The organism is Bradyrhizobium sp. CSA112 (assembly GCF_029051645.1).
Taxonomy (GTDB): domain Bacteria; phylum Pseudomonadota; class Alphaproteobacteria; order Rhizobiales; family Xanthobacteraceae; genus Bradyrhizobium.
In genome coordinates this window covers 74,267-95,383 of the sequence record NZ_JAACFS010000024.1, presented here as the reverse complement: position 1 = coordinate 95,383, position 21,117 = coordinate 74,267, and the positions used below count along the sequence as shown (strand labels likewise).

The 21,117-nt window shown below is 63.7% G+C and carries 25 protein-coding genes; 8 read left to right on the top strand and 17 right to left on the bottom strand.

Annotation, left to right across the window (positions count from 1 at the left end):
- Positions 1-56 precede the first annotated feature (56 nt).
- Complete coding sequence (locus tag GWE18_RS29400) at positions 57-935, top strand: CoA ester lyase (RefSeq protein ID WP_275189217.1); 879 nt, start codon at positions 57-59, stop codon at positions 933-935.
- A 169-nt stretch (positions 936-1,104) separates the two neighbouring features.
- On the opposite strand, the gene GWE18_RS29395 is transcribed toward GWE18_RS29400, so the two are convergent.
- The 4 genes from GWE18_RS29395 to GWE18_RS29380 all read right to left on the bottom strand — a co-directional run bounded on the left by GWE18_RS29395 (position 1,105) and on the right by GWE18_RS29380 (position 3,418).
- The gene (locus tag GWE18_RS29395; protein ID WP_275189216.1) at positions 1,105-1,236 is read right to left on the bottom strand and encodes a hypothetical protein; all 132 of its coding nucleotides are present in this window, start codon (positions 1,234-1,236) and stop codon (positions 1,105-1,107) included.
- A gap of 243 nt (positions 1,237-1,479) precedes the next feature.
- Positions 1,480-2,268: a hypothetical protein gene (locus GWE18_RS29390; RefSeq protein WP_275189215.1), complete on the bottom strand. Its 789-nt coding sequence runs from the start codon at positions 2,266-2,268 to the stop codon at positions 1,480-1,482.
- A gap of 60 nt (positions 2,269-2,328) precedes the next feature.
- Entirely contained in the window at positions 2,329-2,934 is a 606-nt protein-coding gene (gene leuD / locus GWE18_RS29385; RefSeq protein WP_275189214.1) for a 3-isopropylmalate dehydratase small subunit, read from the bottom strand.
- An 85-nt stretch (positions 2,935-3,019) separates the two neighbouring features.
- Positions 3,020-3,418, bottom strand: a complete 399-nt coding sequence (locus tag GWE18_RS29380) for a metallopeptidase family protein (protein WP_275189243.1) — start codon at positions 3,416-3,418, stop codon at positions 3,020-3,022.
- Positions 3,419-3,524: 106 nt separating this feature from the next.
- Between GWE18_RS29380 and GWE18_RS29375 the strand changes: the two genes are divergently transcribed.
- Complete coding sequence (locus tag GWE18_RS29375) at positions 3,525-3,863, top strand: hypothetical protein (protein ID WP_275189213.1); 339 nt, start codon at positions 3,525-3,527, stop codon at positions 3,861-3,863.
- A 188-nt stretch (positions 3,864-4,051) separates the two neighbouring features.
- Here the strand turns inward: GWE18_RS29375 and GWE18_RS42370 are convergent, their stop codons facing one another.
- Entirely contained in the window at positions 4,052-4,537 is a 486-nt protein-coding gene (locus tag GWE18_RS42370) for a hypothetical protein (RefSeq protein WP_342804308.1), read from the bottom strand.
- An 18-nt stretch (positions 4,538-4,555) separates the two neighbouring features.
- Here GWE18_RS42370 and GWE18_RS29365 point away from each other — a divergent pair, with 18 nt between their 5' ends.
- Complete coding sequence (locus GWE18_RS29365; protein WP_275189211.1) at positions 4,556-4,864, top strand: hypothetical protein; 309 nt, start codon at positions 4,556-4,558, stop codon at positions 4,862-4,864.
- A 329-nt stretch (positions 4,865-5,193) separates the two neighbouring features.
- Here GWE18_RS29365 and GWE18_RS42365 read toward each other — a convergent pair whose 3' ends face one another.
- The 8 genes from GWE18_RS42365 to ffh all read right to left on the bottom strand — a co-directional run bounded on the left by GWE18_RS42365 (position 5,194) and on the right by ffh (position 12,074).
- Entirely contained in the window at positions 5,194-5,535 is a 342-nt protein-coding gene (locus GWE18_RS42365; RefSeq protein ID WP_342804307.1) for a hypothetical protein, read from the bottom strand.
- A gap of 244 nt (positions 5,536-5,779) precedes the next feature.
- Complete coding sequence (locus GWE18_RS29355; RefSeq protein WP_275189209.1) at positions 5,780-5,989, bottom strand: hypothetical protein; 210 nt, start codon at positions 5,987-5,989, stop codon at positions 5,780-5,782.
- A gap of 160 nt (positions 5,990-6,149) precedes the next feature.
- On the bottom strand, positions 6,150-7,556 hold the full coding sequence (leuC, locus tag GWE18_RS29350) for a 3-isopropylmalate dehydratase large subunit (RefSeq protein ID WP_275189208.1): 1,407 nt from the start codon (positions 7,554-7,556) through the stop codon (positions 6,150-6,152).
- A 522-nt stretch (positions 7,557-8,078) separates the two neighbouring features.
- Entirely contained in the window at positions 8,079-8,459 is a 381-nt protein-coding gene (gene rplS / locus GWE18_RS29345; protein WP_275189207.1) for a 50S ribosomal protein L19, read from the bottom strand.
- A 112-nt stretch (positions 8,460-8,571) separates the two neighbouring features.
- Positions 8,572-9,291: a tRNA (guanosine(37)-N1)-methyltransferase TrmD gene (gene trmD, locus GWE18_RS29340; RefSeq protein WP_275189204.1), complete on the bottom strand. Its 720-nt coding sequence runs from the start codon at positions 9,289-9,291 to the stop codon at positions 8,572-8,574.
- 10 nt (positions 9,292-9,301) lie between these two features.
- Positions 9,302-9,826: a ribosome maturation factor RimM gene (gene rimM / locus GWE18_RS29335; RefSeq protein ID WP_275189203.1), complete on the bottom strand. Its 525-nt coding sequence runs from the start codon at positions 9,824-9,826 to the stop codon at positions 9,302-9,304.
- Between the two features lie 149 nt (positions 9,827-9,975).
- Positions 9,976-10,305: a 30S ribosomal protein S16 gene (rpsP, locus tag GWE18_RS29330; RefSeq protein ID WP_275189202.1), complete on the bottom strand. Its 330-nt coding sequence runs from the start codon at positions 10,303-10,305 to the stop codon at positions 9,976-9,978.
- Between the two features lie 221 nt (positions 10,306-10,526).
- The gene (gene ffh / locus GWE18_RS29325; RefSeq protein ID WP_275189201.1) at positions 10,527-12,074 is read right to left on the bottom strand and encodes a signal recognition particle protein; all 1,548 of its coding nucleotides are present in this window, start codon (positions 12,072-12,074) and stop codon (positions 10,527-10,529) included.
- A gap of 712 nt (positions 12,075-12,786) precedes the next feature.
- Here ffh and GWE18_RS29320 point away from each other — a divergent pair.
- Positions 12,787-13,851 carry an MBL fold metallo-hydrolase gene (locus GWE18_RS29320; RefSeq protein WP_275189200.1) on the top strand — a complete coding sequence of 355 codons (1,065 nt, stop codon included), beginning with the start codon at positions 12,787-12,789 and terminating at the stop codon, positions 13,849-13,851.
- Positions 13,852-14,075: 224 nt separating this feature from the next.
- On the opposite strand, the gene GWE18_RS29315 is transcribed toward GWE18_RS29320, so the two are convergent.
- Together GWE18_RS29315 and GWE18_RS29310 are read right to left on the bottom strand one after the other, a co-directional pair.
- Positions 14,076-14,780 (bottom strand): SIMPL domain-containing protein, encoded by a 705-nt coding sequence (locus GWE18_RS29315; protein ID WP_275189199.1) that lies wholly within the window; start codon positions 14,778-14,780, stop codon positions 14,076-14,078.
- A 5-nt stretch (positions 14,781-14,785) separates the two neighbouring features.
- Positions 14,786-15,460 carry a GyrI-like domain-containing protein gene (locus tag GWE18_RS29310; protein ID WP_275189198.1) on the bottom strand — a complete coding sequence of 225 codons (675 nt, stop codon included), beginning with the start codon at positions 15,458-15,460 and terminating at the stop codon, positions 14,786-14,788.
- Between the two features lie 346 nt (positions 15,461-15,806).
- On the opposite strand from GWE18_RS29310, the gene dapF reads away from it, so the two are divergent.
- Both dapF and mtaB read left to right on the top strand, forming a co-directional pair.
- Complete coding sequence (dapF, locus tag GWE18_RS29305; RefSeq protein ID WP_275189197.1) at positions 15,807-16,679, top strand: diaminopimelate epimerase; 873 nt, start codon at positions 15,807-15,809, stop codon at positions 16,677-16,679.
- Position 16,680: 1 nt separating this feature from the next.
- Positions 16,681-17,946, top strand: coding sequence for a tRNA (N(6)-L-threonylcarbamoyladenosine(37)-C(2))-methylthiotransferase MtaB (mtaB, locus tag GWE18_RS29300; protein ID WP_275189196.1), 1,266 nt, complete (start codon positions 16,681-16,683; stop codon positions 17,944-17,946).
- A 157-nt stretch (positions 17,947-18,103) separates the two neighbouring features.
- On the opposite strand, the gene GWE18_RS29295 is transcribed toward mtaB, so the two are convergent.
- On the bottom strand, positions 18,104-18,739 hold the full coding sequence (locus GWE18_RS29295; RefSeq protein WP_275189195.1) for an RNA pseudouridine synthase: 636 nt from the start codon (positions 18,737-18,739) through the stop codon (positions 18,104-18,106).
- Between the two features lie 220 nt (positions 18,740-18,959).
- Between GWE18_RS29295 and ftsY the strand changes: the two genes are divergently transcribed.
- Positions 18,960-19,904, top strand: a complete 945-nt coding sequence (gene ftsY / locus GWE18_RS29290) for a signal recognition particle-docking protein FtsY (RefSeq protein WP_275189194.1) — start codon at positions 18,960-18,962, stop codon at positions 19,902-19,904.
- Positions 19,904-20,506, top strand: coding sequence for a septation protein A (locus GWE18_RS29285; RefSeq protein WP_275189193.1), 603 nt, complete (start codon positions 19,904-19,906; stop codon positions 20,504-20,506). Before ftsY ends, GWE18_RS29285 begins: the two co-directional genes overlap by 1 nt.
- Before the next feature lie 172 nt (positions 20,507-20,678).
- On the opposite strand, the gene GWE18_RS29280 is transcribed toward GWE18_RS29285, so the two are convergent.
- Positions 20,679-21,038, bottom strand: a complete 360-nt coding sequence (locus GWE18_RS29280; RefSeq protein ID WP_275189191.1) for a helix-hairpin-helix domain-containing protein — start codon at positions 21,036-21,038, stop codon at positions 20,679-20,681.
- Positions 21,039-21,117 lie beyond the last annotated feature (79 nt).

Here is a 21,117-nt window from a genome sequence, read left to right as displayed (position 1 = left end):
CGGCGGCGCGAGGTGGTATCGCGTGGGGTTCAAAAGGACCTTCGAGGAAATCCGCCATGACCCGTCCGCGCCGCAGCCTGTTGTTCATGCCGGGATCGAACGCGCGGGCGCTGGAAAAGGCGCGCAACCTGCCGGCTGACGGTATCATTCTCGACCTCGAGGATTCGGTGGCGCCGGACGCCAAGGCGATGGCCCGCGACCAGATCGCCAAGGCCGTCGCGGCCGGCGGATTCGGCAAGCGCGAGGTGCTGATCCGGGTCAACAGCCTCGATACGCCCTGGTGGGTCGACGACGTCACCATGGCCGGCAAGGCCAGGCCCGACGGCATTCTGGTTCCCAAGATTTCCACCGTGGCCGATCTCAATGCCATCGCCAACCGCCTGAGCGACATCAACGCCGACATGTCCATCCGGGTCTGGGCCATGATCGAAACCGCGCGCGCTGTGCTGGATGCCGACAAGCTGGCGGCGGCTTCCAGGGACTCCGAAACCAGGCTCGCCGGCTTCGTGTTCGGACCGAACGACATTTCGCGGGAGACCCGGATCCGCATGCAGCCGGGCCGCGAGGCGATGATCCCGATGATCACGCACTGCGTTTTGGCGACGCGCGCGCATGGGCTGGAAATTCTCGACGGTCCCTACAGCGATATCAGCAACATCGACGGCTTTGCGACCGAATGCGCGCAGGGCCGCGACCTCGGTTTCGACGGCAAGACGTTGATCCATCCGAGCCATATCGAGGCCTGCAACGCGATCTTCACGCCGCCGGCGGAAGAGGTCGAGCAAGCACGCAAGATCATCGCGGCATTCGAGAGGCCGGAAAACGCCTCACGCGGCGCCATCCAGCTCGACGGTCGGATGGTGGAGCGGCTGCACGCCGATATGGCAAGGCGGACGATTGCGATCGCGGACGCGATCGCGGCGATGGGGAATTGAAATATTTGCTCGGCGAGTTCTTCCTTCTTCTCCCCTTGTGGGAGAAGGTGGATCGCTGGCGCGCAGCGGCAGCGAGACGGATGAGGGGTCTGTCTCCGCGGTGAGAACCCCTCATCCGGCGCTTCGCGCCACCTTCTCCCACAAGGGGAGAAGGAAGAGGGCATCTGCGCTACGAATTGATCCGCTGCCCCAGGCCGTCGATCGTGTCGGCATTGCCGAGCTCGCGGCGGTGTTTCAGCCATTCGCCGAAGGCGTCGATCACGCAGCCGACGACGGGATAGCGCTTTTCCTGAACGGTCATGGCACGGCTCCCGTGGGTAGCTCTGACAGACCAAGGTGAGCGCAAATCGGGCAGGGGTCGTTGCGCTGGATCAAATTGGGGAACGCGATGTGAGCGGCTCGCTCCGTCTTCCTTCTCCCCTTGTGGGAGAAGGTGGCGCGTAGCGCCGGATGAGGGGTCTCTATCCGCGGAGACAAACCCCTCATCCGCCCTCGCTTCGCGAGTGCACCTTCTCCCACAAGGGGAGAAGGAAGAAAGCCGCCGCTATTTACCGAACTTCTCCGCCGCCCAGGCATAGAGGCTGCCTGGAATCGGCTTCTCGCTGCCGCGGCCCTTTGGCGAGATGTGCAGGCCGATGATTTCAGGATCGGTGAGCAGGCCTGAAAAATCCGTCTGTTCGAAGAACAGTTTCGGCTCAGCATGGACGGCGTAGAAGGATTGCTTCGGCAGTGCGTGCTGCAATGCACCGGAGCGGCGCGCGAGCGCGGTGAGCGCGGCGGGGCCGTAGATCGCGACGCGGATGTCGGAGAGACGGCTCGATCGGCGTCGTAGCTGGCGCAGCATGAAGGTGAGGCGATGACGCAGCGCCAGCCAGTCCGGCGTCAGGTCCTCCTGCTCCATCAGATCCTCGAATGCCCGCACGATCGGGTCCTTCGCGGGCAGATACAGGACCGAGTTGCCGAGCTGGCGCCGGCGCTCCCACGCGAAGTAAGGCTTTGCCGGATCAATTTCGACCGGCTTCAACAGCAGAACGTCGGCGTCGAGCCACAGCCCGGCCTGCTCTGCCATCAGCCGCATACGGAAGAAATCGCTGAACTGCAGAACGGTCCAGTCGCGCCAGCTTCCATCCGGCTCGGGCGGACGAAGCCGCTCGGAAAAGGAATGCGGCAGGATCGCTTCCGCTTCGGCATTGCCGACGCCGTCGGGCAGGCCCGGCAATGGATCGAAACTGTAGACCGTGACCTTGTGGCCGGCGGCGACCTGCGACCGCAGGCAGGTCAGCCGTAGTCCGTCGAGCGCGCCGTGCCAGAAGGTGACGACGTCAGGCCGCATTCGCGTCGCCTCCGCACATATAAAAAGAGCCCCGATTTGGTCGGGGCTCTCGTAGCACAATCAGGCCCAGGCGCGCTCTTTCTTCAGCTTCGCCTCGTAATCGTCGATCGACGACTTCTTTTCCATGGTCAGGCCGATGTCGTCGAGGCCGTTCATCAGGCAGTGCTTGCGGAACGGATCGATCTCGAACTTCACCTTGCCGCCATCGGGACCGCGGATTTCCTGGTTGGCGAGGTCGATGGTCAGCGTCGCGTTGGCGCCGCGCTCGGCGTCGTCGAACAGCTTGTCGAGGTCGTCCTGGGTGACGCGGATCGGCAGAATGCCGTTCTTGAAGCAGTTGTTGTAGAAGATGTCGCCGAACGAGGTCGAGATCACGCAGCGGATGCCGAAATCCAAGAGCGCCCACGGCGCGTGCTCGCGGCTGGAGCCGCAGCCGAAATTGTCGCCGGCGACCAGCACCTTGGCGTTGCGATAGGCCGGCTGGTTGAGGATGAAATCCGGGTTCTCGCTGCCGTCGTCCTTGTAGCGCTGTTCCGAGAACAGGCCCTTGCCGAGGCCGGTGCGCTTGATGGTCTTCAAATACTGTTTCGGGATGATCATGTCGGTGTCGACATTGATGATCTTCAACGGCGCCGCGACGCCTTCCAGTGTGGTGAACTTTTCCATCGATCGCACTTCCCGGTTGAAATCTGGGGACAGGCCGCTGATTTATCGCGAATATGGCCCCGGCAAAAGACCCAAATACGCAATCCTAGCCCGCGCTGGCCTCGATCGTCTCCATATCGGCGTCCGACAGCCCGAAATGGTGCCCGATCTCGTGGATCAGGACGTGGCGGACGATATGGCCGAGCGTCTCGTCATGTTCGGCCCAGTAATCGAGGATCGGCCGCCGGTAGAGCCAGATCATGTTGGGAAGGCGGGCGACGTCGTCGTTGCTCTGCTGCGGCAGGCCTATGCCCTGGAACAGGCCGAGCAGGTCGAACTCGCTCTGGGCCTGCATCTCGTCCAAGACCTCGTCGGTCGGAAAATCGTCGACGCGGATGATCACGCCCTCGCACAGGGTTCGAAATCCCTTGGGCAGGCGCTCGAACACCTCATGCGCCATGGCTTCCATTTCGGCGAGCGAGGGGGCTTTTGCTTCGGTCCACATCACGTCGTATTTAGCGTGTGTTATGCCCGGGCGCATACTGGTTTTGCGAGTTGATTTTGGCGCGCCAATCGGTGACCGTGTCGGGGGATCAGTTTTGGGGACTTCAATGAAGCGGATTGTGACGGTCGCCATATCGGCTGCCTTCTCGGCTGTCTTGGCCGGGCTTTTGCTCCCGGACGTGGCGGCTGCGGAGGCGCAGGCGGTATCATCCGAACTGCGGATCGCACAGGCGCCGAGCCCGGTCGTCACTGACTTGTCCGCCCAGCGCCGGCGCCCGCTGCGGCGCGTGCCGATCTATAGCGAGGAGTGGGCGCCCAGCGTCTACCCGCGCTACAATCCGGGCCCCAACGCCGTGCGGGATTGCACCGCGCATTACGTGCAGGAGTACCGGCCGAGCGGCACGGTGATCACCCCGCGCATGAACTGCTGGTGGCGGCCGGGCTAGATTCGTCCCCTCTCTATTTTTCTGTCGAGCATTTTCCGACAGGCGCCGAGTAGGGCTCTGTGGACAAACGCTGTCGACGTTGCCGACGGCGATCTGCGCAAACCGTGCGCGCGAGATCGCGGCAAGCAGCATCCGTTCATGTTCGTGGCGTATTCTTCATGTTCATGGCGCAGTCATTCACACCTCATTCAAGTCGCTTGCTTCAGTCTGCGCACGTGTCGCGGCGATGCCGTTAGTTGATGCAAGCCATTCGGCGCAGACGTGCATCCGACGACCCGAGGAGACTGGATATGCAGGTAGTGAAGGTTTTTGGGCTTGCGGCCGTTGGCGCCTTGCTGGCGTTTGCCGCTCCGGCCGAGCGTGCCAATGCGCTGTCGCTCAGCAATCCCGGCGCCGCCGCGGCGGTTCAGGAGGATGCCAGGTTGGCGACGACGCAAGTGCATTGGCGACATCACGGCTACCATCACGGCTATCACCACCATCATCATCGGTGGCATCGCTGGCACCATCACCATCATCGCCATCATCACCACCATCATCGTCACTGGCACCGGTGGTAAGTGCGACAGCTTGGCGCAGATGCAAACAGGCCCGCTTCGTCGCGGGCCTGTTTCGATTTCAGCGGTCGCCTTGAAACTGGCGAGATTGCCGCCCGTAATCTCTGACGTCAGCATCCGCAAGAGGAGTCCATCGTGAGGAGTCTGATCTCTGCAGCCCTTGTCGCCGGCGCGTTCGCGGTCGCCGGGCCGGGCGCGATCGATAGCGCCGCGGCGGCGCCGCAGGCAAGAGCACCAAGTGCCGGAACATCCAACGCCACCGATTTCAGCGCGCAGCGGCGATACTACCGTCACTACGGATATTATCGTCCGTACTACCGTCCGTATTATCGCCCTTACTACCACCGGCCCTATTATTACGGGCGGCCCGTCTACTACCGGCCGTATCCTTACTACGCGCCCGCGCCGTTCACCTTCGGCATCGGCTTTGGACCGTTCTGGTAGCGAGCGTGCACAACTTCTGTCAGCCGCAAAAATCTCTTCAGCGCACTTTCCTGCGCATTCATCCTTGCGGTCGGCGCATTCATGGCGCGTTCACGTGCCTGTCTCTAACGTAACGCTGGGAGCGACCGCAAAGTAGCGACGGGGACCAGCCGTTGAACGGTTTGGGCGCGCCGTCGCCGGTTAGGGAGGATTCATCCATGTCGATATCGGATCCCGGACGCGGCCTGGTCCGCTGTCTGGGCGTTACGGCTGCGGCGGTATTCGCGTTCGCAGCGGCATCACAACAGCGCGCCGAGGCACTCTCGCTAGCGAGTCCCGCTACGGCGCCGTCAGCGAAATACGCAACCGACGACCTGACGACCCAGGTTCAACACCGCGGCGGAATGGGCGGCGGTGGTTTCCGCGGCGGCGGCGGCGGTGGTGGTTTCGGCGGCGGCGCTGGTTTCCGCGGCGGTGGCGGCGGTGGTTTCCATGGCGGCGGCTTCCGCGGCGGCGGAGCGGCATTTCATGGCGGCGGCTTCCGCGGTGGCGGCGCAGCCTTTCACGGCGGTGGGTTCAGAGGTGGTGGGATGGCGATCCACCGTGGCGGTTTTCGTGCGGCGCCTGTCTTCCATGGCGGCGGACATCGCTTCGCACATCGTCACGCGTTCTACCGGCCGCACTTCCACCATCGGCCGCACTTCCGGCGCCACTTCCACAGCCGCTTCTACATCGCGCCGGCCTACTACGCGGCCTATTACCCGGCCTACTATTATCCGCGCCGATGCCGGATCATCTTGACCTATTACGGACCGCGCAAGATCTGTCGTCCGTGGTGGCGCCACCGCTATTACGCATACCGGTATTGGTAAGGTCAGGCTGAAACGAAACAGGCGCCCAGACGGGCGCCTGTTTTTTCGAGCGGGAAAAACTCACTCAATCCCAATCCTTGCCGCGCCAAGGCTTGAGCTTCCAGGGCGTCAGCGTCTCCATCCGCCACTGTCGCCAGTGCGCCGGCGGCCAGTGACTGAGGCGCGAGGCTTCCTTGACCACAGGCACGAGGTCGACGATGCGCGGCGTCGTGCGGCGCCGCACCTGCCGCGTCGCCTCGCTGATCATATCGACAAATTCAGACTTGTCCGTCACGGCCGGGTCCCTCGCGAAGGCTGTTCGCAAGGGATCAGTCTGCGCCTTTGCCTGTTAACGCGGCGTTGCCAGAACGCTTCGCTATCTAGACAAAGGGAGGGACTTCCCGTTTTGACGCGTTTTCTTCACGCGACCCGGTCCCGGGTTGCTTGAAAACGCTTTAACGCCACTCCCGGACGTCGACGAAGTGCCCTGCGATCGCGGCGGCCGCCGCCATGGCCGGCGACACCAGATGGGTCCGGCCCTTAAAGCCCTGACGGCCCTCGAAGTTGCGGTTCGAGGTCGAGGCACAGCGCTCTTCCGGCTTCAGCTTGTCGGGATTCATCGCCAGGCACATCGAGCAGCCCGGCTCGCGCCACTCGAAGCCCGCCTTGATGAAGATCTTGTCGAGGCCTTCGGCTTCCGCCTGCTCCTTCACGATGCCGGAGCCCGGCACGATCATCGCATTGACGTTGGCGTTGACGGTCTTGCCTTCGGCGATTTTCGCCGCCGCCCGCAGATCCTCGATGCGGCCGTTGGTGCAGGAGCCGATGAAGACGCGGTCGAGCTTGATGTCGGTGATCTTCGTGCCTGCGGCAAGCCCCATATATTTCAGCGCGCGGTGCTTCGACAGACGCTTGGCCTCGTCCTCGATCTTGTCGGGATCGGGCACAAAGCCGGAAATCGACACCACGTCCTCGGGCGAGGTGCCCCAGGTCACGATCGGCGGCAGCTTTGCCGCGTCCAGCCGGATCTCGTGGTCGAAATGCGCGCCTTCGTCCGAGCGCAGCTTCTCCCAGTAGCGCATCGCGGCGTCCCAGTCGGCGCCCTTCGGCGACTTCGGGCGGCCCTTCAGGAATTCGAACGCCTTTTCATCCGGCGCAACCAGGCCGGCGCGGGCGCCGCCTTCGATCGACATGTTGCAGACCGTCATGCGGCCTTCCATCGAGAGCGCACGGATGGCGTCGCCGGCATATTCCAGCACATAACCGGTGCCGCCGGCGGTGCCGATCTCGCCGATGATGGCCAGGATGATATCCTTGCCGGTGACGCCGTCGGGCAATTTGCCGTCGACCACCGCGCGCATGTTCTTGGCCTTTTTCTGGATCAGCGTCTGCGTCGCCAGCACGTGCTCGACCTCTGACGTGCCGATGCCGTGCGCCAGTGCGCCGAACGCGCCATGGGTGGAGGTATGGCTATCACCGCAGACGATGGTGGTGCCGGGCAGCGTAAATCCCTGCTCGGGGCCGATCACGTGGACGATGCCCTGACGCTTGTCGTGCTCGTTGTAATATTCGACGCCGAATTCCCTGGCGTTCTCCGCCAGCGCCTTGATCTGCTCGGCGCTTTCAGGGTCGGGATTGGGCTTGCTGCGATCGGTCGTCGGCACGTTGTGGTCGACCACGGCCAGCGTCTTCTCCGGCGCGCGCACCTTGCGCCCCGTGGCGCGCAGGCCTTCGAACGCCTGCGGCGAGGTCACCTCATGCACCAGGTGGCGGTCGATATAGAGCAGACAGGTGCCGTCCGCGGCTTCGTGCACCAGATGGTCGTTCCAGATCTTGTCGTACAGTGTGGTCGGTTTGGACATGAGCGTAAGCTCCAAAAGAAATTCTGTGTGGGCGGTTAAGCGCGGAACGCGCAAGCAACTGACGTCAGCGCAGCATCAAGCTGCGCGCGTAAGCTCAGACGTCGCCGAGGTCGCGAACCGTCCGAAGAACCGGCCGGGCAGGCGCGAGCGGTCGTCGATGACGACTAGCTGGGCGGTGCCAAAGGCGGCGCTGGTACGATCTAGAACCATTCTGAATTTCTAACACAGGGCCCGCGGCCGCCACAATCAATCGATGCGGCAGGGCCGGTCTGTCATTGCCGGGCTTGCCGCCTCCGCTAAAGCCTCGGCGCGCCAGCACGGGAAGCCGCGGCGAAGCCTTGGCGTAGCCGGGACCCGGCAATCCATCCTTCCGAGCAAGAGCGCTTCTTTCCTGATGGATGCGCGGGTCAAGCCCGCGCATGACAACCGAGGAACGAGCCGCCAGCCTTATATAGGTACCGGGCAACAAAAAAAGCGCGGGGCAAAACCCCGCGCTTTTGGTCACATCCCGTTCGGGAAAAGTTACTCGCCGACGGCGGTCGGGCGGTCCTGCTTCTCGACAATGCGGGCCGACTTGCCGCGCAGGGCGCGCAGGTAATAGAGCTTGGCGCGACGCACCTTGCCGCGGCGCACCACCTTGATCGAGTCGATCATCGGCGACATCACGGGGAACACGCGCTCCACGCCTTCGCCGTAGGAAATCTTGCGAACGGTGAAGCTCTCGTTGAGCCCGCCGCCGGAACGGCCGATGCAGACGCCTTCATAGGCCTGCACGCGGGTGCGCTCACCTTCGACCACCTTGACGTTGACGATCACGGTGTCGCCGGGGCCGAATTCCGGAATCGACTTGGTCGCCGACAGTTTTTCGAATTGCTCTTTTTCGAGCTGTTGGATGAGGTTCATTGAAATCTCCATCGGCGGCGCGCCCAGCCGGTCCAGCGCGGGCTGCGCGAACGTCCTTTTATCCTGCCATTGCGCGGATTTGGCGCTCGTATAAGGCATCGGACCGCGCTTGTCACCCGTCTGTCGTGCTTTTTGTGCCTTTTTGGCCGCCCCTCGCGGCCCATAAGTCCGGCCGCCGCGCCCGGGTCAGGGCCTCGGCCTCGGCCCGGCGCCAGGCCGCCACCTTGGCATGGTCGCCGGAAGTGAGAATTTCCGGGATGGGTCGGCCCTCGAACTCCTGCGGGCGCGTGTATTGGGGGAATTCCAGTAGTCCTTCCGAAAAGCTCTCGTCCTCGCCCGAAGCCTGTTTACCCATGACCCCCGGCAAAAGCCGTACGCAGGCATCGATCAACGCCATCGCGGCAATCTCGCCCCCGGAAAGCACATAATCCCCGATCGAGACCTCCTGGAGATTTCGTGCTTCGATCACCCGCTGATCGACCCCCTCGAACCGGCCGCAGATGACCAGCGGGCCGGGTCCGGCGGCGAGCTCCGCCACCTGTGACTGGGTCAATGGCCGACCGCGGGGGCTCATCAGGAGGTGGGGCCGGCCTTGGTCCGCATCCGCCGCGTCGATCGCCGCCGCCAATACATCGGCGCGGAGCACCATACCCGGACCGCCGCCGGCCGGGGTGTCATCGACACTGCGGTGACGGTCTGTGGCAGAATCCCTGATATCGCGCGCCTCCAGCTCCCACAGGCCGGACGCCAGCGCCTTGCCCGCCAGGCTGACGCCGAGCGGCCCGGGAAACATCTCGGGAAATAGCGTGAGGACAGTGGCGCGCCAGGTCATATCAAACCCATCACGTGAGCGTCGGGGCTTCGTCGCCTTCGACTTCCTGCGGCAGTTCGATCACCACGCGGCCGCCGGCGAGATCGACCGTCGGCACGACCGCATTGGTGAACGGCAATAGCATGGTCGGCCCCTGCGGCGGCGCGATCTCGATGATGTCGCCGGCGCCGAAATTATGGATCGCGGTGACGCGGCCGAGCGGCTCGTTGGCGGCGTTGACCGCGGCAAGCCCGATCAGATCGGCGTGATAATATTCGCCCTCGTCGGTCTCGGGCAGTTTTTCGCGTGCGACGTAGAGTTCGAGGCCGTTGAGCCGTTCGGCATCCTCGCGGCTGGCGATGCCCTTGAGCGTCGCCACCAGATGATCCCTGGCCTCGCGGACATGCGTCACCTCGAACTGGCGCGCGCCGTCCTTGGTCATCAGCGGGCCGTAATGTTTGACGGCCAGCGGATCTTCGGTGAACGTCCACAGCTTCACCGCGCCGCGCACCCCATGCGCAGTGCCGATACGGGCGACGCAAATTTGCGAGGTCATCAGTGGGCCTCATCCTTCGAGAGGTGCGCTAAAGCGCACTCCTCCAGCGATAACGGCGAAGCCGTTACGCAGGGACGAGGGGATAGTTCCTCATGCTGAGGAGCACGGCGAATGCCGTGCGTCTCGAAGCACGAGGCCCGGATCATCGCTTACGCCTTCGCGGCGGCTTCGGCGGCCTTGCGCTCCTTGCGCGGCACGGCCTTTTCCGGGTTGTTGCGCGCGGTGCGCTTGATGACGCCGGCAGCATCCAGGAAGCGGGTGACGCGATCCGACGGCTGCGCGCCCTTGGCGAGCCAGGACTTCACCTTGTCCATATCGAGCTTCAGCCGCGCCTCATTGTCCTTCGGCAGCAGCGGATTGAAATGGCCGAGACGCTCGATGAAGCGGCCGTCGCGGGGAAAACGCGAGTCGGCGACGACGACGTGATAGACCGGGCGCTTCTTGGTGCCTGCGCGAGCAAGGCGAATAACGACTGACATTTGGTTCTCCTGTTAAATGTAAAACTCAGTGATGTGAAAGATGTAAATTCGCGTCATTGCGAGCTGCGTATTGCCTCGCCCTCGTCATGCCCCGCGAAGGCGGGGCATCCAGTAATCGCAGGCATCAGCGATTGAACCGAGGGAGCGCAGAGTACTGGATCGTCCGCCCCAGTGCGCAATTGCGCACAAGGCGGACGATGACGGCGCGTGTTGGCAAGAGGTCATTTCTTCTTCCCCGGAAAGCCGCCGAGGCCCGGCAGGTTCGGCTTGCCGCTGAGGCCGGTGAGACCCGGCAGGTTCGGCAGGCCCTGACGCATGCCAACCGGAAGATCCTTCGGCAAATTCGGCAGGCCGCCTCCGGCGCCGCCCTGCATCTTGTCGGCGAGTGCCTTCATCTCTTCCGGCGAGGGCGGCTTCATGCCGCCACCAAAACCCATCGCCTGCGCGATGCCGGCGAGCGGGCCGCGCTTGCCCGAACCCATCGCCTTCATCATGTCGGCCATGTTCCGGTGCATCTTCAGGAGCTTGTTGACCTGCTCGACATTCTGGCCCGCGCCGGCGGCGATGCGCTTCTTGCGGCTGGCCTTGAGGATGTCGGGGTTCTTGCGCTCGGCCCGCGTCATCGAATCGATGATCGCGACCTGGCGCTTGATGATCTTGTCGTCGATCCCGGCGGCTGCGATCTGGTTCTTCATCTTGGCGACGCCGGGCATCATGCCCATCAACCCGCTGATGCCGCCCATATTCGCCATCTGCAGCAACTGCTCGCGCATATCCGTGAGATCGAACTGACCCTTGCGCATCCGCTCGGCGGTGCGCGCGGCCTTTTCGGCGTCGATATTCGCCGCCGCCCGTTCGACCAGCGACACCACGTCGCCCATGCCGAGGATGCGGCCGGCAATGCGGCTCGGGTGAAAATCTTCCAGCGCGTCGGTCTTTTCGCCGGTGCCGATCAGCTTGATCGGTTTGCCGGTGACCGCGCGCATCGACAGCGCCGCGCCGCCGCGGCCATCGCCGTCGACGCGCGTCAGCACGATGCCGGTGAGGCCGACGCGCTGATCGAAGGCGCGCGCGAGATTGACCGCGTCCTGGCCGGTCAAGGAATCCGCGACCAGCAACACTTCATGCGGACTGGCTGCGGTTTTGATCTCAGCCGCCTCGCTCATCATTTCTTCGTCGAGCGTGGTGCGGCCGGCGGTATCGAGCAGCACCACATCGTAGCCGCCGAGCTTGCCGGCCTCCAACGCGCGCTTCGCGATCTGCGCCGGCTTTTGTCCCGCCACGATCGGCAGCGTCGGGATGTCGAGGTCGCGGCCGAGCACGGCCAATTGCTCCATCGCCGCCGGGCGGTAGATGTCGAGCGAAGCCATCAGCACCTTGCGCTTGTCGCGCTGGGTCATGCGGCGGGCGAGCTTTGCGGTGGTGGTGGTCTTGCCGGAGCCCTGGAGACCGACCATCATGATGGCGACCGGCGGCACGGCGTTGAGATCGATGGTCTGGCCGTCGGCGCCGAGGGTGGCGATCAGCTCGTCATGGACGATCTTGACCACCATCTGGCCGGGCGTGACCGACTTGACGACGGTGGCGCCGACCGCCTGCTCGCGGACGCGATCGGTAAAACCTCTGACAACGTCGAGCGAGACGTCGGCTTCCAGCAGCGCGCGGCGCACCTCGCGCATCGCGGCGTCGACATCCGCCTCCGACAGCGAACCGCGGCCCGTCAGCCGATCGAGTATCCCACCAAGCTTTTCCGACAGATTGTCGAACAATGCCGTTTGTCCTTTGTCCTGCCTTTGCAGGCGCTGCCTTGGTTCACCACCGTCATACCCCGCGAAAGCGGGGTATCCAGTACGCCGCAGCCTCTCGGTTCAAACGAGCTGCTCTGGGATACTGGATCACCCGCTTTCGCGGGTGACGACGACCTAATATGTCTCGACGCGGAACGCCAAAACGATCGTCCAAACACTTTCGCGCCCGAGGGCGCATCGCGCTGTCGGGCGTTGGCCTCCGGTCTCATGGGCCGGGCGGCGGGTCGAAAAGAACATCTTTCCGAGAAGTGGGCGGGTTAAACGCCCGGAAGGGGCGAAAGTCAAGGAAACTTGTCGAAAACGGCACGTTCGCGAGCTTTGGCAAGTCGTTAACCGCTAGCCGGAGATCCCACCGGGCGCTGACTGGATATGGTATAAGGACACCATGCGATTTATTCCGTGGTATCCGAAGCGCGGGGATGTAGTGGCCGCATTGTTCGTTCTGGCGGTGCTCGGCCTTCTGCTCTTCACCTACATTCGATTTCCCGGTTTCACAGGCGCGACGGGCTTTGGTCCGGATTGGGACTGCAAGAGCGTTCCGGATAGCGAGCCTATTTGCATGAAGAGAATCGCGCGATAGTCGAGAGTGGAAATCCCGATGCAGGTTCCATGTTGCGGCCGCCGACGCCATATAGGCCACATGCCCACCTTCCCTTACAGTTCATTGATCCCCGTGCCCATCACCCGACGCCATATTTTTGGAGTACTCGCCGGCGCCGCGGCGGCCGTCGGAGTGCCGTCTATCTGGATGAGCAATATGAAAACCTATGACGGCCCCGTCTCCGACCATTTCGACGGCACGCGCTTCTTCGATCCCGACGGCGCGCCGCCAAGATCGCTGGCGGAGGTGCTGCGCTGGCAGTTCGGCGCCGACCGCAAGCGCGCAAGCTGGCCGGATTGGGTAGCGAACGCGCACAGCGATACGCCGCCGGCGCGGGTCAGCGGCGACAAGGTGCGGCTGTCCTTTGTCGGCCATGTCACCTGGCTGATCCAGACCCGCGACCTCAACATCCTGATCGATCCCGTATGGTCGATGCGGGCTTCGCCTGTCGCCTTCGCCGGGCCGAAGCGGCACAACGATCCCGGTATCGCCTTCGACGCGCTGCCGAAGATCGATGTCGTGCTGGTGTCGCATGGCCATTACGACCATCTCGACATCGCGACGCTGTCGAAACTTACGGAAAAGTTTTCGCCGCGCGTGATCACGCCGCTCGGCAACGACGTCACCATGCGCGATACGGATGCGGCGATCAAAGCCGAAGGGTTCGACTGGCAGGATCGGGTCGAGCTCGGCAATGGCATCGCGGTGACGCTGGTGCCGACGCGGCACTGGTCTGCGCGGGGCCTGTTCGACCGCAACAAGGCGCTGTGGGCGAGTTTCGTCCTGGAGACGCCGGCGGGCAAACTCTACATCGTCTGCGATTCCGGCTACGGCGAGGGCGAGCATTTTCGGCGCGTCGCCGAGAAGCACGGTCCGCTGCGGCTGGCGATTTTGCCGATCGGCGCCTATGAGCCGCGCTGGTTCATGAAGGACCAGCATATGAATCCGGCTGATGCGGTGAAGGCGCTCGCCGACTGCGGCGCCGAGCAGGCGCTGGCGCATCATCACGGCACGTTCCAGCTCACCGATGAGGCGATCGACGCGCCGGTCAATGCGCTGGCCGATGCGCTCAAAGAGGCGAAGGTTCCGCCGGAGCGGTTCGCGGCGCTGAAGCCGGGGCAGGTTTTCGAGGTCTGACTGTCGTCCCTGCGAAAGCAGGAACGACTGTGGGAAAGGCCGAAACCCATCAGCTCGTCGCCCCTGCGAACGCAGGGGCCCATACGCCGCGGCCGGCGAAAGGGGCAGGAGGGGAGACGGCTTTGCTTCAGCAATCTGCGGCGGTCGTTGGCAGAGCGTCTGCGATCGCGCTCCCCCGATAGATCACGCGGTATGGGTCCCTGCGTTCGCAGGGACGACGGCAATTACTGCGCGGGCTTGATCGCCCAGGATACGCTCACCGTCACCGAAAGCGTTTCTTCGCCCTGCGCGACCGGTGCGCCGGCGGCCATGGGGGCTGCCATCTTGCCGCGATGTAGCGGCACGGGCGCACCTTCCTCGGAAACGCTGATCGGCTCGCCGAGCGTGACGCCGGCGGCCTTGGCGTAGATCTCGGCCTTGCGGCGGGCGTCCGCAATCGCCTTCTCGCGGGCCTCGTCGAGATGTTTTGACGCCTGCGAAACGCTGAAATTGATGCCGCCGATGTCGTTGGCGCCGGCGCCCGCCAGCACGTCGATCACGTTCGCGACCTTGGTCACATCGCGGATCTTGACCGTGACACGGTTGCTGGCGCGGAAGCTAACGATGCCTGCTGCGCGCTCCGCGCTTTTGGACGACGTCGCAAATTGCGGCTGCAGCGACAGCCGCGAGGTCTGGTAGTCCTTCTCCTCGATGCCGGCGCCCTTCAGCGCCAGCAGTACCTTGCCCATGGCGGCGTTGTTGGCATCCGAGGCCTCGCGCGCGGTCTTGGCTTCCGATGTCACGCCGCCGTCGATCTGCACCTGATCCGGCGCCACCGACACGCTCGCTTCGCCGGTTACGGAGATCGCCGGCGGCGGCACGGTCTGCGCCAGCGCGGGCGCGGCCAGCAACGTGGCGCCAACGGCGGCAAGGATGAGCGGACGTTTCACGCCGATCACCGCAGCGGCACGTAGACGTTGATCACCAGCTTGTCTTCCGCCGTCTTCAGGGGATCGGTGATGTATTCCTCGATGAAGGTGTCTTTCGCTTCGAGCTTCTTGTCGTCGAGGTGATTGGTGATCGCCTCATAGGTGTTGTCCATGTTGTCGTAGGAGCCGCGATGGACGAACTTCAGCGCCTTGCCCTCCGGCGACTTGCCCATGCTCATGTCCTTGGTCAGGCTCTTGACGTCCTGGTCGACCGGTAGCTGGGCCAGGAACGTGAAGCCGGTGTCGTCGGTCGAGGTGTAGACGATCATCGAATTGCCCGTGGCCTTGATGCCCTGCTTGTCGAGCAGGGCGGTCAGCGCCTTGAAGGCATCGATCAAGGTGTCGAACGCCGCATCCCAATTCGCCGTGCCCTTCATCACCACGACTTTCTTGGGCTCGAGCGTGAACTCCTCGCCGAAGGGGTCGGCGTTCTGGACGCTGGCGGCCGGAGGAGGGGGCGCGGGCGTCGGGGCCTTTTCCGCCGTGGGGGCGTCCGCGGGCGATTTGGTTTCCGCCGGCGGCGGGACCGGCACCGCCGATGGTGCCGGGCTGGGCGCCGGCGATTGCGCCAGTGCGGCGCCGCCCAATGCAACCATGGAGAGCGCGACCAGAGCCGCACGGAAAGTGCTGATACGGTTCATTTCAGGTATTCTCCATCCACCCCACCCGGCGGCGGCATGTCCCCGGTCCGCACCCGCCAGAATGGCGCCATTGTCCTAACACGCAAGGTCGATTTTCGTCCCATGACAGATGCGTCATATGCTCCTGCGGACTGGTGCTCCAATTCCGAAGTTCGCAAGCATATGCGGCGGGCACTGTTGCGAACTTCGGAATTAAGAGGAGCACCAGCAAATTTGTCGTTTCTAGTGAGGTGAATTTGAAGTTCCTATGAAGGGGTTACAGCAAAACTGATAGGAACTTCAAATTCACCTCACTAGCCAGTGCGCCAAGATTCGCCATATAAGGCAGGCATAATTGGGAAATTCCATGGGCGCGCTGGCCAACCACGCATTTGCCAAAATGAACGGCATCGGCAACGAAATCGTCGTGGTGGATTTGCGCGATTCCAAGGCCACCGTGACGGCCGAGGAGGCGCGTGCGATCGCCTCGCCCGCGGGCGTGCCCTATGACCAGTTGATGGTATTGCAGCCGCCGCGGCTCTCGGGCACCGAGGCATTTATCCGCATCTACAATAATGACGGCTCGGAGGCCGGCGCCTGCGGCAACGGCATGCGCTGTGTGGTGCGCCGCCTGTTCGAGAAGACCGGCCAGACCGCCGTGACCTTCGAGACCCGCGCCGGCCTGTTGAACTGCTGGCAGGGCCCGGGCCCCGATCTCTATACCGTCGACATGGGCGCGCCCAAATTTGGCTGGCAGGATATCCCGCTGGCGGAGGAATTTCGCGACACCCGTTACATCGAGCTTCAGGTCGGCCCGATCGATGCGCCGGTGCTGCATTCGCCGTCGGTGGTCTCGATGGGCAACCCGCACGCGATCTTCTGGGTCGACGATGTCAACGCCTACGATCTCGAGCGCTTCGGGCCGCTTTTGGAGAATCATCCGATCTTTCCGGAGCGCGCCAATATCACGCTCGCCCATATCGTCGACCGCGACCACATCACGATCCGCACCTGGGAGCGGGGCGTCGGCTTGACCAAGGCCTGCGGCTCTGCCGCCTGCGCAACCGCGGTAGCCGCCGCCCGGCTGAAGCGCGCCGATCGCAGCGTCGAGATCACGCTGCCCGGCGGCAAGCTTTCGATCGAATGGCGCGAACGCGACGACCATGTGCTGATGACCGGCACGGCCGATTTCGAATATGAAGGCCGCTTCGATCCCGCGCTGTTCGCCAACGTCGCGTGAGATGAGCGTCGATGTCCTCACGTTCGGCTGCCGTCTCAACGCCTTCGAATCCGAGGTGATTGCCCGCGAGGCGGAGCGTGCGGGCTTGTCCGATACCGTCGTCATCAATAGTTGCGCAGTCACCAACGAAGCCGTCGCGCAGGCGCGGCAATCGATCCGGCGGCTGAAGCGCGAGCGGCCGCACTTGCGTATCGTCGTCACCGGATGCGCGGCGCAGACGCAAGCAGAAATGTTTGCGGGAATGGCCGAAGTCGATCGCGTCGTCGGCAATGACGACAAGATGCGCAGCGAAGCCTGGCGCGATGCGCGCGCGGCGTTCGACCTGGGCTTCGGCATCGGGACAAGCGAGAAAATCGCGGTCGCCGACATCATGGCAGTCAAGGAGATGGCGCCGCATCTGCTTGACGGATTCAAGGCCGGCCTGCCGCGGGTGTTCGTGCAGGTGCAGAACGGCTGCGATCACCGCTGCACCTTCTGCATCATCCCTTACGGCCGCGGTAACTCACGCTCGGTGCCGATGGGGGCGGTCGTGGATCAGGTTCGTGCGCTGGCCGAGCGCGGTCATGCCGAGATCGTGCTGACCGGCGTGGACCTCACGAGCTACGGTGCCGATTTGCCTGGTAATCCGAAGCTCGGGCAACTGACCAAACAGATTTTGCGGCATGTGCCGGAGCTGAAACGCCTGCGGATTTCATCGATCGATTCCATCGAGGCCGACCGTGATCTGCTCGACGTCATCGCCAGCGACGAGCGGCTGATGCCGCATCTGCACCTGTCGCTGCAGTCCGGCGACGACATGATTTTGAAGCGGATGAAGCGCAGGCATTTGCGGAAAGACGCGATCGAGTTCTGCGCGCAGGTGCGGCGGCTGCGTCCGGACATCACGCTCGGCGCGGATATCATCGCGGGTTTTCCGACTGAGACAGAAGAAATGTTCGCGCGTTCGCTGGATCTGGTGGATGAGTGCGGCCTCACCTTCCTGCACGTATTTCCCTACTCGAAGCGCCCGGGCACGCCGGCGGCGCGGATGCCGCAGGTGGCTGGCGAGGCGATCAAAACGCGCGCGAAGCGATTGCGCTTGGTGGGCGAAGCGGCATTACAGAAGCGGCTGGCGGCAGAAGTCGGCGCGACGCGTCAGGTGCTGATCGAGAGCGCGACGCAGGGACGCACCGAGCATTTCCTGCCGGTTGCGGTCAGCGGGGAGGCGCCGGGTGCGGTACGAACGCTTGCGATCACTGGACATGATGGCGCGCGGTTGACGGTGTGAGCCTCTTCCTTCTCCCCTTGTGGGAGAAGGTGGCGCGAAGCGCCGGATGAGGGGTCTCTATCCGCGGAGACAAACCCCTCATCCGTCTCGCTGCCGCTTCGCGCCAGCGATCCACCTTCTCCCACAAGGGGAGAAGGGAAGTAAGCAGCCGCCGCCATCACTCCCCGTTCCACCCGCACTTTCGCAACCGTTCCCGCATATGTTCCGGCACCGGCGCCACGATGCGCACCGGCTCCTTGTTCTTCGAAATCGGAACCACAATCTCGCGGGAATGCAGATGCAGGATCGGTTCGCCGAAGCGCGGACCGTTGCCGTAAATATTGTCGCCGACGATCGGCCAGCCCATCGCTGACGTGTGCACGCGCAATTGGTGGGTGCGGCCGGTTATCGGTTCCAGCGCCAGCCAGGCGAGGCCCTCGCCGCGGCCGCACACTTTCCAGGTGGTGACGGCTTTCTGGCCGTCCGGATCCGGCTTCTGCCACCAGCCGCGCTCGGCGTTGAGCCGCCCCAGCGGCATGTCGATGGTGCCTTCGTCCTCGGCAGGCCCGCCCTCGACCACGGCCCAATAGGTCTTTCCGACCTTGCCGTGCTTGAACAAAAGGCCGAGCGAGGCGGTTGCCTTGCGATGGCGTCCCAGCACGAGACAGCCTGATGTATCCTTGTCGAGCCGGTGCGCCAAAACCGGCGGCCGCGGCAGGCCGAATCGCAAGCCGTCGAACGAGGCTTCCAGATTGGCGCCGCCCTTGGGGCCGCGATGCACCGGCAGGCCGGCGGGCTTGTCGATGACCAGCATCAGCCCGTCGCGATGGAGTACCCGGGCCTGGATTTCATCTGCCGTTAATGCCCGGACATCAATTGATGTCCTGGGGACATCAAAGGAGGCCCTGGGAACATCAATGGATGGCCCGGGCACATCAAGGGATGGCCGGGGCACATCAAGGGATGGCCCGGGAACATCAAAGGATTTGTTGTGACTTCCGCTCATGGCGCGAAACCGCTAACACGTCCCCGACATGAGCGATACCACTCCCGGAACTCCCAAGCTGAGCTGGTGGCGGCGGCTTTCGGGCGGCCTGAAGCGAACCTCTGGTGCGCTCGGGTCGGCCGTTGCCGACCTCGTCACCAAGCGCAAGCTCGACCGCGCCATGCTCGACGACATCGAGGATGTGCTGCTGCGCGCCGATCTCGGCACCGCGGTCGCGGTACGGATCGCGGACGCGGTCGGCGCCGGCCGCTACGACAAGGCGATCTCGGCCGACGAAGTGAAGACGGTAGTGGCGACCGAAGTCGAGAAGGTACTGGCGCCGGTGGCAAGGCCGCTGCAAATCGACGCGGCACAAAAGCCGTTCGTCATTCTCGTGGTCGGCGTCAACGGTTCCGGCAAGACCACCACGATCGGCAAGCTCGCCGCGAAACTCAGCGCCGAGGGCCGCAAGGTCATGATGGCGGCCGGCGACACGTTTCGTGCCGCGGCGATCGAGCAGCTCAAGGTCTGGGGCGAGCGCACCAGGTCGCCGGTCATTGCCGGCGCGCAGGGTTCGGATTCGGCGAGCCTTGCCTTCAACGCGCTGACCGCGGCGAAGGAGCAGAAGCTCGACGTGCTGTTGGTCGACACCGCCGGGCGTTTGCAGAACAAGGCCGAGCTGATGAATGAGCTCGAGAAGGTCGTTCGCGTCATCAAGAAGGTCGATGCGTCAGCCCCGCATGCGGTGTTGCTGGTGCTCGATGCCACGGTGGGACAAAATGCGCTGTCGCAGGTTGAGGCATTCCATCGTACCGCTGGCGTCACGGGCCTCGTGATGACGAAGCTCGACGGCACCGCGCGCGGCGGGATCCTGGTGGCGCTGGCGGAGAAGTTCAAACTGCCGGTGCACTTCATCGGCGTCGGCGAAGGCATCGACGATCTCGCGCCGTTCACCGCACGGGATTTCGCCAACGCGATTGCAGGAATCGAGTAATGGACAAGAAAGTACCGCATCCGCTGTTCAAGCTTGCGACCGAGCTTGGCCCACTTCTCATCTTTTTCGTCGCCAACGCCAAGTCCAACCTGTTCATCGCCACCGGCGTGTTCATGGTGGCGGTGCTGGCTGCAATGGTTGCGTCATACATGGTGACGCGGCATGTGCCGATGATGGCCATCGTCACGGCGGTCGTTGTGATCGTGTTCGGCGCGCTGACGCTGATCCTGCACGATGAGACCTTCATCAAGATGAAGCCGACCATCGTCTACACGCTGTTCGCCGCCATTCTCGCTGGCGGCCTGCTGTTCAACCGCTCCTTCATCGCCATCATGTTCGACCAGATGTTCAATCTCACTCCGCACGGCTGGCGGATCCTGACCATGCGCTGGGCGGTGTGGTTCTTTGCGATGGCGGTACTGAACGAGATCATCTGGCGCACCCAGAGCACCGACTTTTGGGTCGGCTTCAAGGTGTTCGGCATGGTGCCGCTGACGATGCTGTTTGCTGTGACCCAGATGCCGCTGATCAAGCGCTATCATCTGGAGCCGGCTTCGCTCGAAGCGAGCGAAGCCGAAGCGGGCGACGTGAGCAAGGGCTGAGTTCTGCTCCCTCGCCCCGCGCTTGCGGGGAGAGGGTTGGGGTGAGGGGCTCTCTCGTCGAAGAAAGTCTTGCTTGTGGTGAGCGCCTGCCCGGCCCCCCATCCGAAATTCCCGCTTCGCGCGAATTTCGACCTCTCCCCGCAACGCGCGGGGAGAGGTTAAAGAAAGCACCTCAGCTCTTCTGCTTGGCGATGATCTTGTCCTTGATCTTGTCGTAGGTCGCCTGCGGGACGATGTTCTTCTGCACCAGCTCATCCTTGCCCTTGTACGGGCGGCCCTTGATGATCTTCTCTGAATAGGCCTTGCCGACGCCCGGCAGCGCGTCGAGCTGGTCGGCGCTCGCGGAATTGATGTCCAGCAACTCGGCCTTCGGCGCGGGCGCCATCTTCGACTCCGAGCCCTTCGGCGCCGGAGCCATCTTGCTGTCGGATTTGGGCGCGGGCTGCGCGGTCTGGGCCATCGACGGCGTCGCCGTCAGCAGCCCCAGGGTCAGCGCAGTGGCGAGAAGAGAAGCGAGCGTGGAATGACGCATATCGGTGTCCCTCCCAGGACGGTTTCAGTAACGCGATAAAGCTAGCTGCGAATTCGTGGCGGCGCCATGGCTGCAAAAT

What these genes read in the sequence shown, in the direction of transcription:
- GWE18_RS29400 (WP_275189217.1), top strand. Translation starts at nt 57, where the DNA reads ATGACCCGTCCGCGCCGCAGCCTGTTGTTCATGCCGGGATCGAACGCG.
- GWE18_RS29395 (WP_275189216.1), bottom strand. Translation starts at nt 1,236, where the DNA reads ATGACCGTTCAGGAAAAGCGCTATCCCGTCGTCGGCTGCGTGATCGAC.
- GWE18_RS29390 (WP_275189215.1), bottom strand. Translation starts at nt 2,268, where the DNA reads ATGCGGCCTGACGTCGTCACCTTCTGGCACGGCGCGCTCGACGGACTA.
- leuD (WP_275189214.1), bottom strand. Translation starts at nt 2,934, where the DNA reads ATGGAAAAGTTCACCACACTGGAAGGCGTCGCGGCGCCGTTGAAGATC.
- GWE18_RS29380 (WP_275189243.1), bottom strand. Translation starts at nt 3,418, where the DNA reads ATGTGGACCGAAGCAAAAGCCCCCTCGCTCGCCGAAATGGAAGCCATG.
- GWE18_RS29375 (WP_275189213.1), top strand. Translation starts at nt 3,525, where the DNA reads ATGAAGCGGATTGTGACGGTCGCCATATCGGCTGCCTTCTCGGCTGTC.
- GWE18_RS42370 (WP_342804308.1), bottom strand. Translation starts at nt 4,537, where the DNA reads ATGCTGACGTCAGAGATTACGGGCGGCAATCTCGCCAGTTTCAAGGCG.
- GWE18_RS42365 (WP_342804307.1), bottom strand. Translation starts at nt 5,535, where the DNA reads ATGGTGGAAGTGCGGCCGGTAGAACGCGTGACGATGTGCGAAGCGATG.
- leuC (WP_275189208.1), bottom strand. Translation starts at nt 7,556, where the DNA reads ATGTCCAAACCGACCACACTGTACGACAAGATCTGGAACGACCATCTG.
- rplS (WP_275189207.1), bottom strand. Translation starts at nt 8,459, where the DNA reads ATGAACCTCATCCAACAGCTCGAAAAAGAGCAATTCGAAAAACTGTCG.
- trmD (WP_275189204.1), bottom strand. Translation starts at nt 9,291, where the DNA reads ATGACCTGGCGCGCCACTGTCCTCACGCTATTTCCCGAGATGTTTCCC.
- rimM (WP_275189203.1), bottom strand. Translation starts at nt 9,826, where the DNA reads ATGACCTCGCAAATTTGCGTCGCCCGTATCGGCACTGCGCATGGGGTG.
- rpsP (WP_275189202.1), bottom strand. Translation starts at nt 10,305, where the DNA reads ATGTCAGTCGTTATTCGCCTTGCTCGCGCAGGCACCAAGAAGCGCCCG.
- GWE18_RS29310 (WP_275189198.1), bottom strand. Translation starts at nt 15,460, where the DNA reads ATGAACCGTATCAGCACTTTCCGTGCGGCTCTGGTCGCGCTCTCCATG.
- dapF (WP_275189197.1), top strand. Translation starts at nt 15,807, where the DNA reads ATGGGCGCGCTGGCCAACCACGCATTTGCCAAAATGAACGGCATCGGC.
- mtaB (WP_275189196.1), top strand. Translation starts at nt 16,681, where the DNA reads ATGAGCGTCGATGTCCTCACGTTCGGCTGCCGTCTCAACGCCTTCGAA.
- GWE18_RS29295 (WP_275189195.1), bottom strand. Translation starts at nt 18,739, where the DNA reads ATGCTGGTCATCGACAAGCCCGCCGGCCTGCCGGTGCATCGCGGCCCC.
- ftsY (WP_275189194.1), top strand. Translation starts at nt 18,960, where the DNA reads ATGAGCGATACCACTCCCGGAACTCCCAAGCTGAGCTGGTGGCGGCGG.
- GWE18_RS29285 (WP_275189193.1), top strand. Translation starts at nt 19,904, where the DNA reads ATGGACAAGAAAGTACCGCATCCGCTGTTCAAGCTTGCGACCGAGCTT.
- GWE18_RS29280 (WP_275189191.1), bottom strand. Translation starts at nt 21,038, where the DNA reads ATGCGTCATTCCACGCTCGCTTCTCTTCTCGCCACTGCGCTGACCCTG.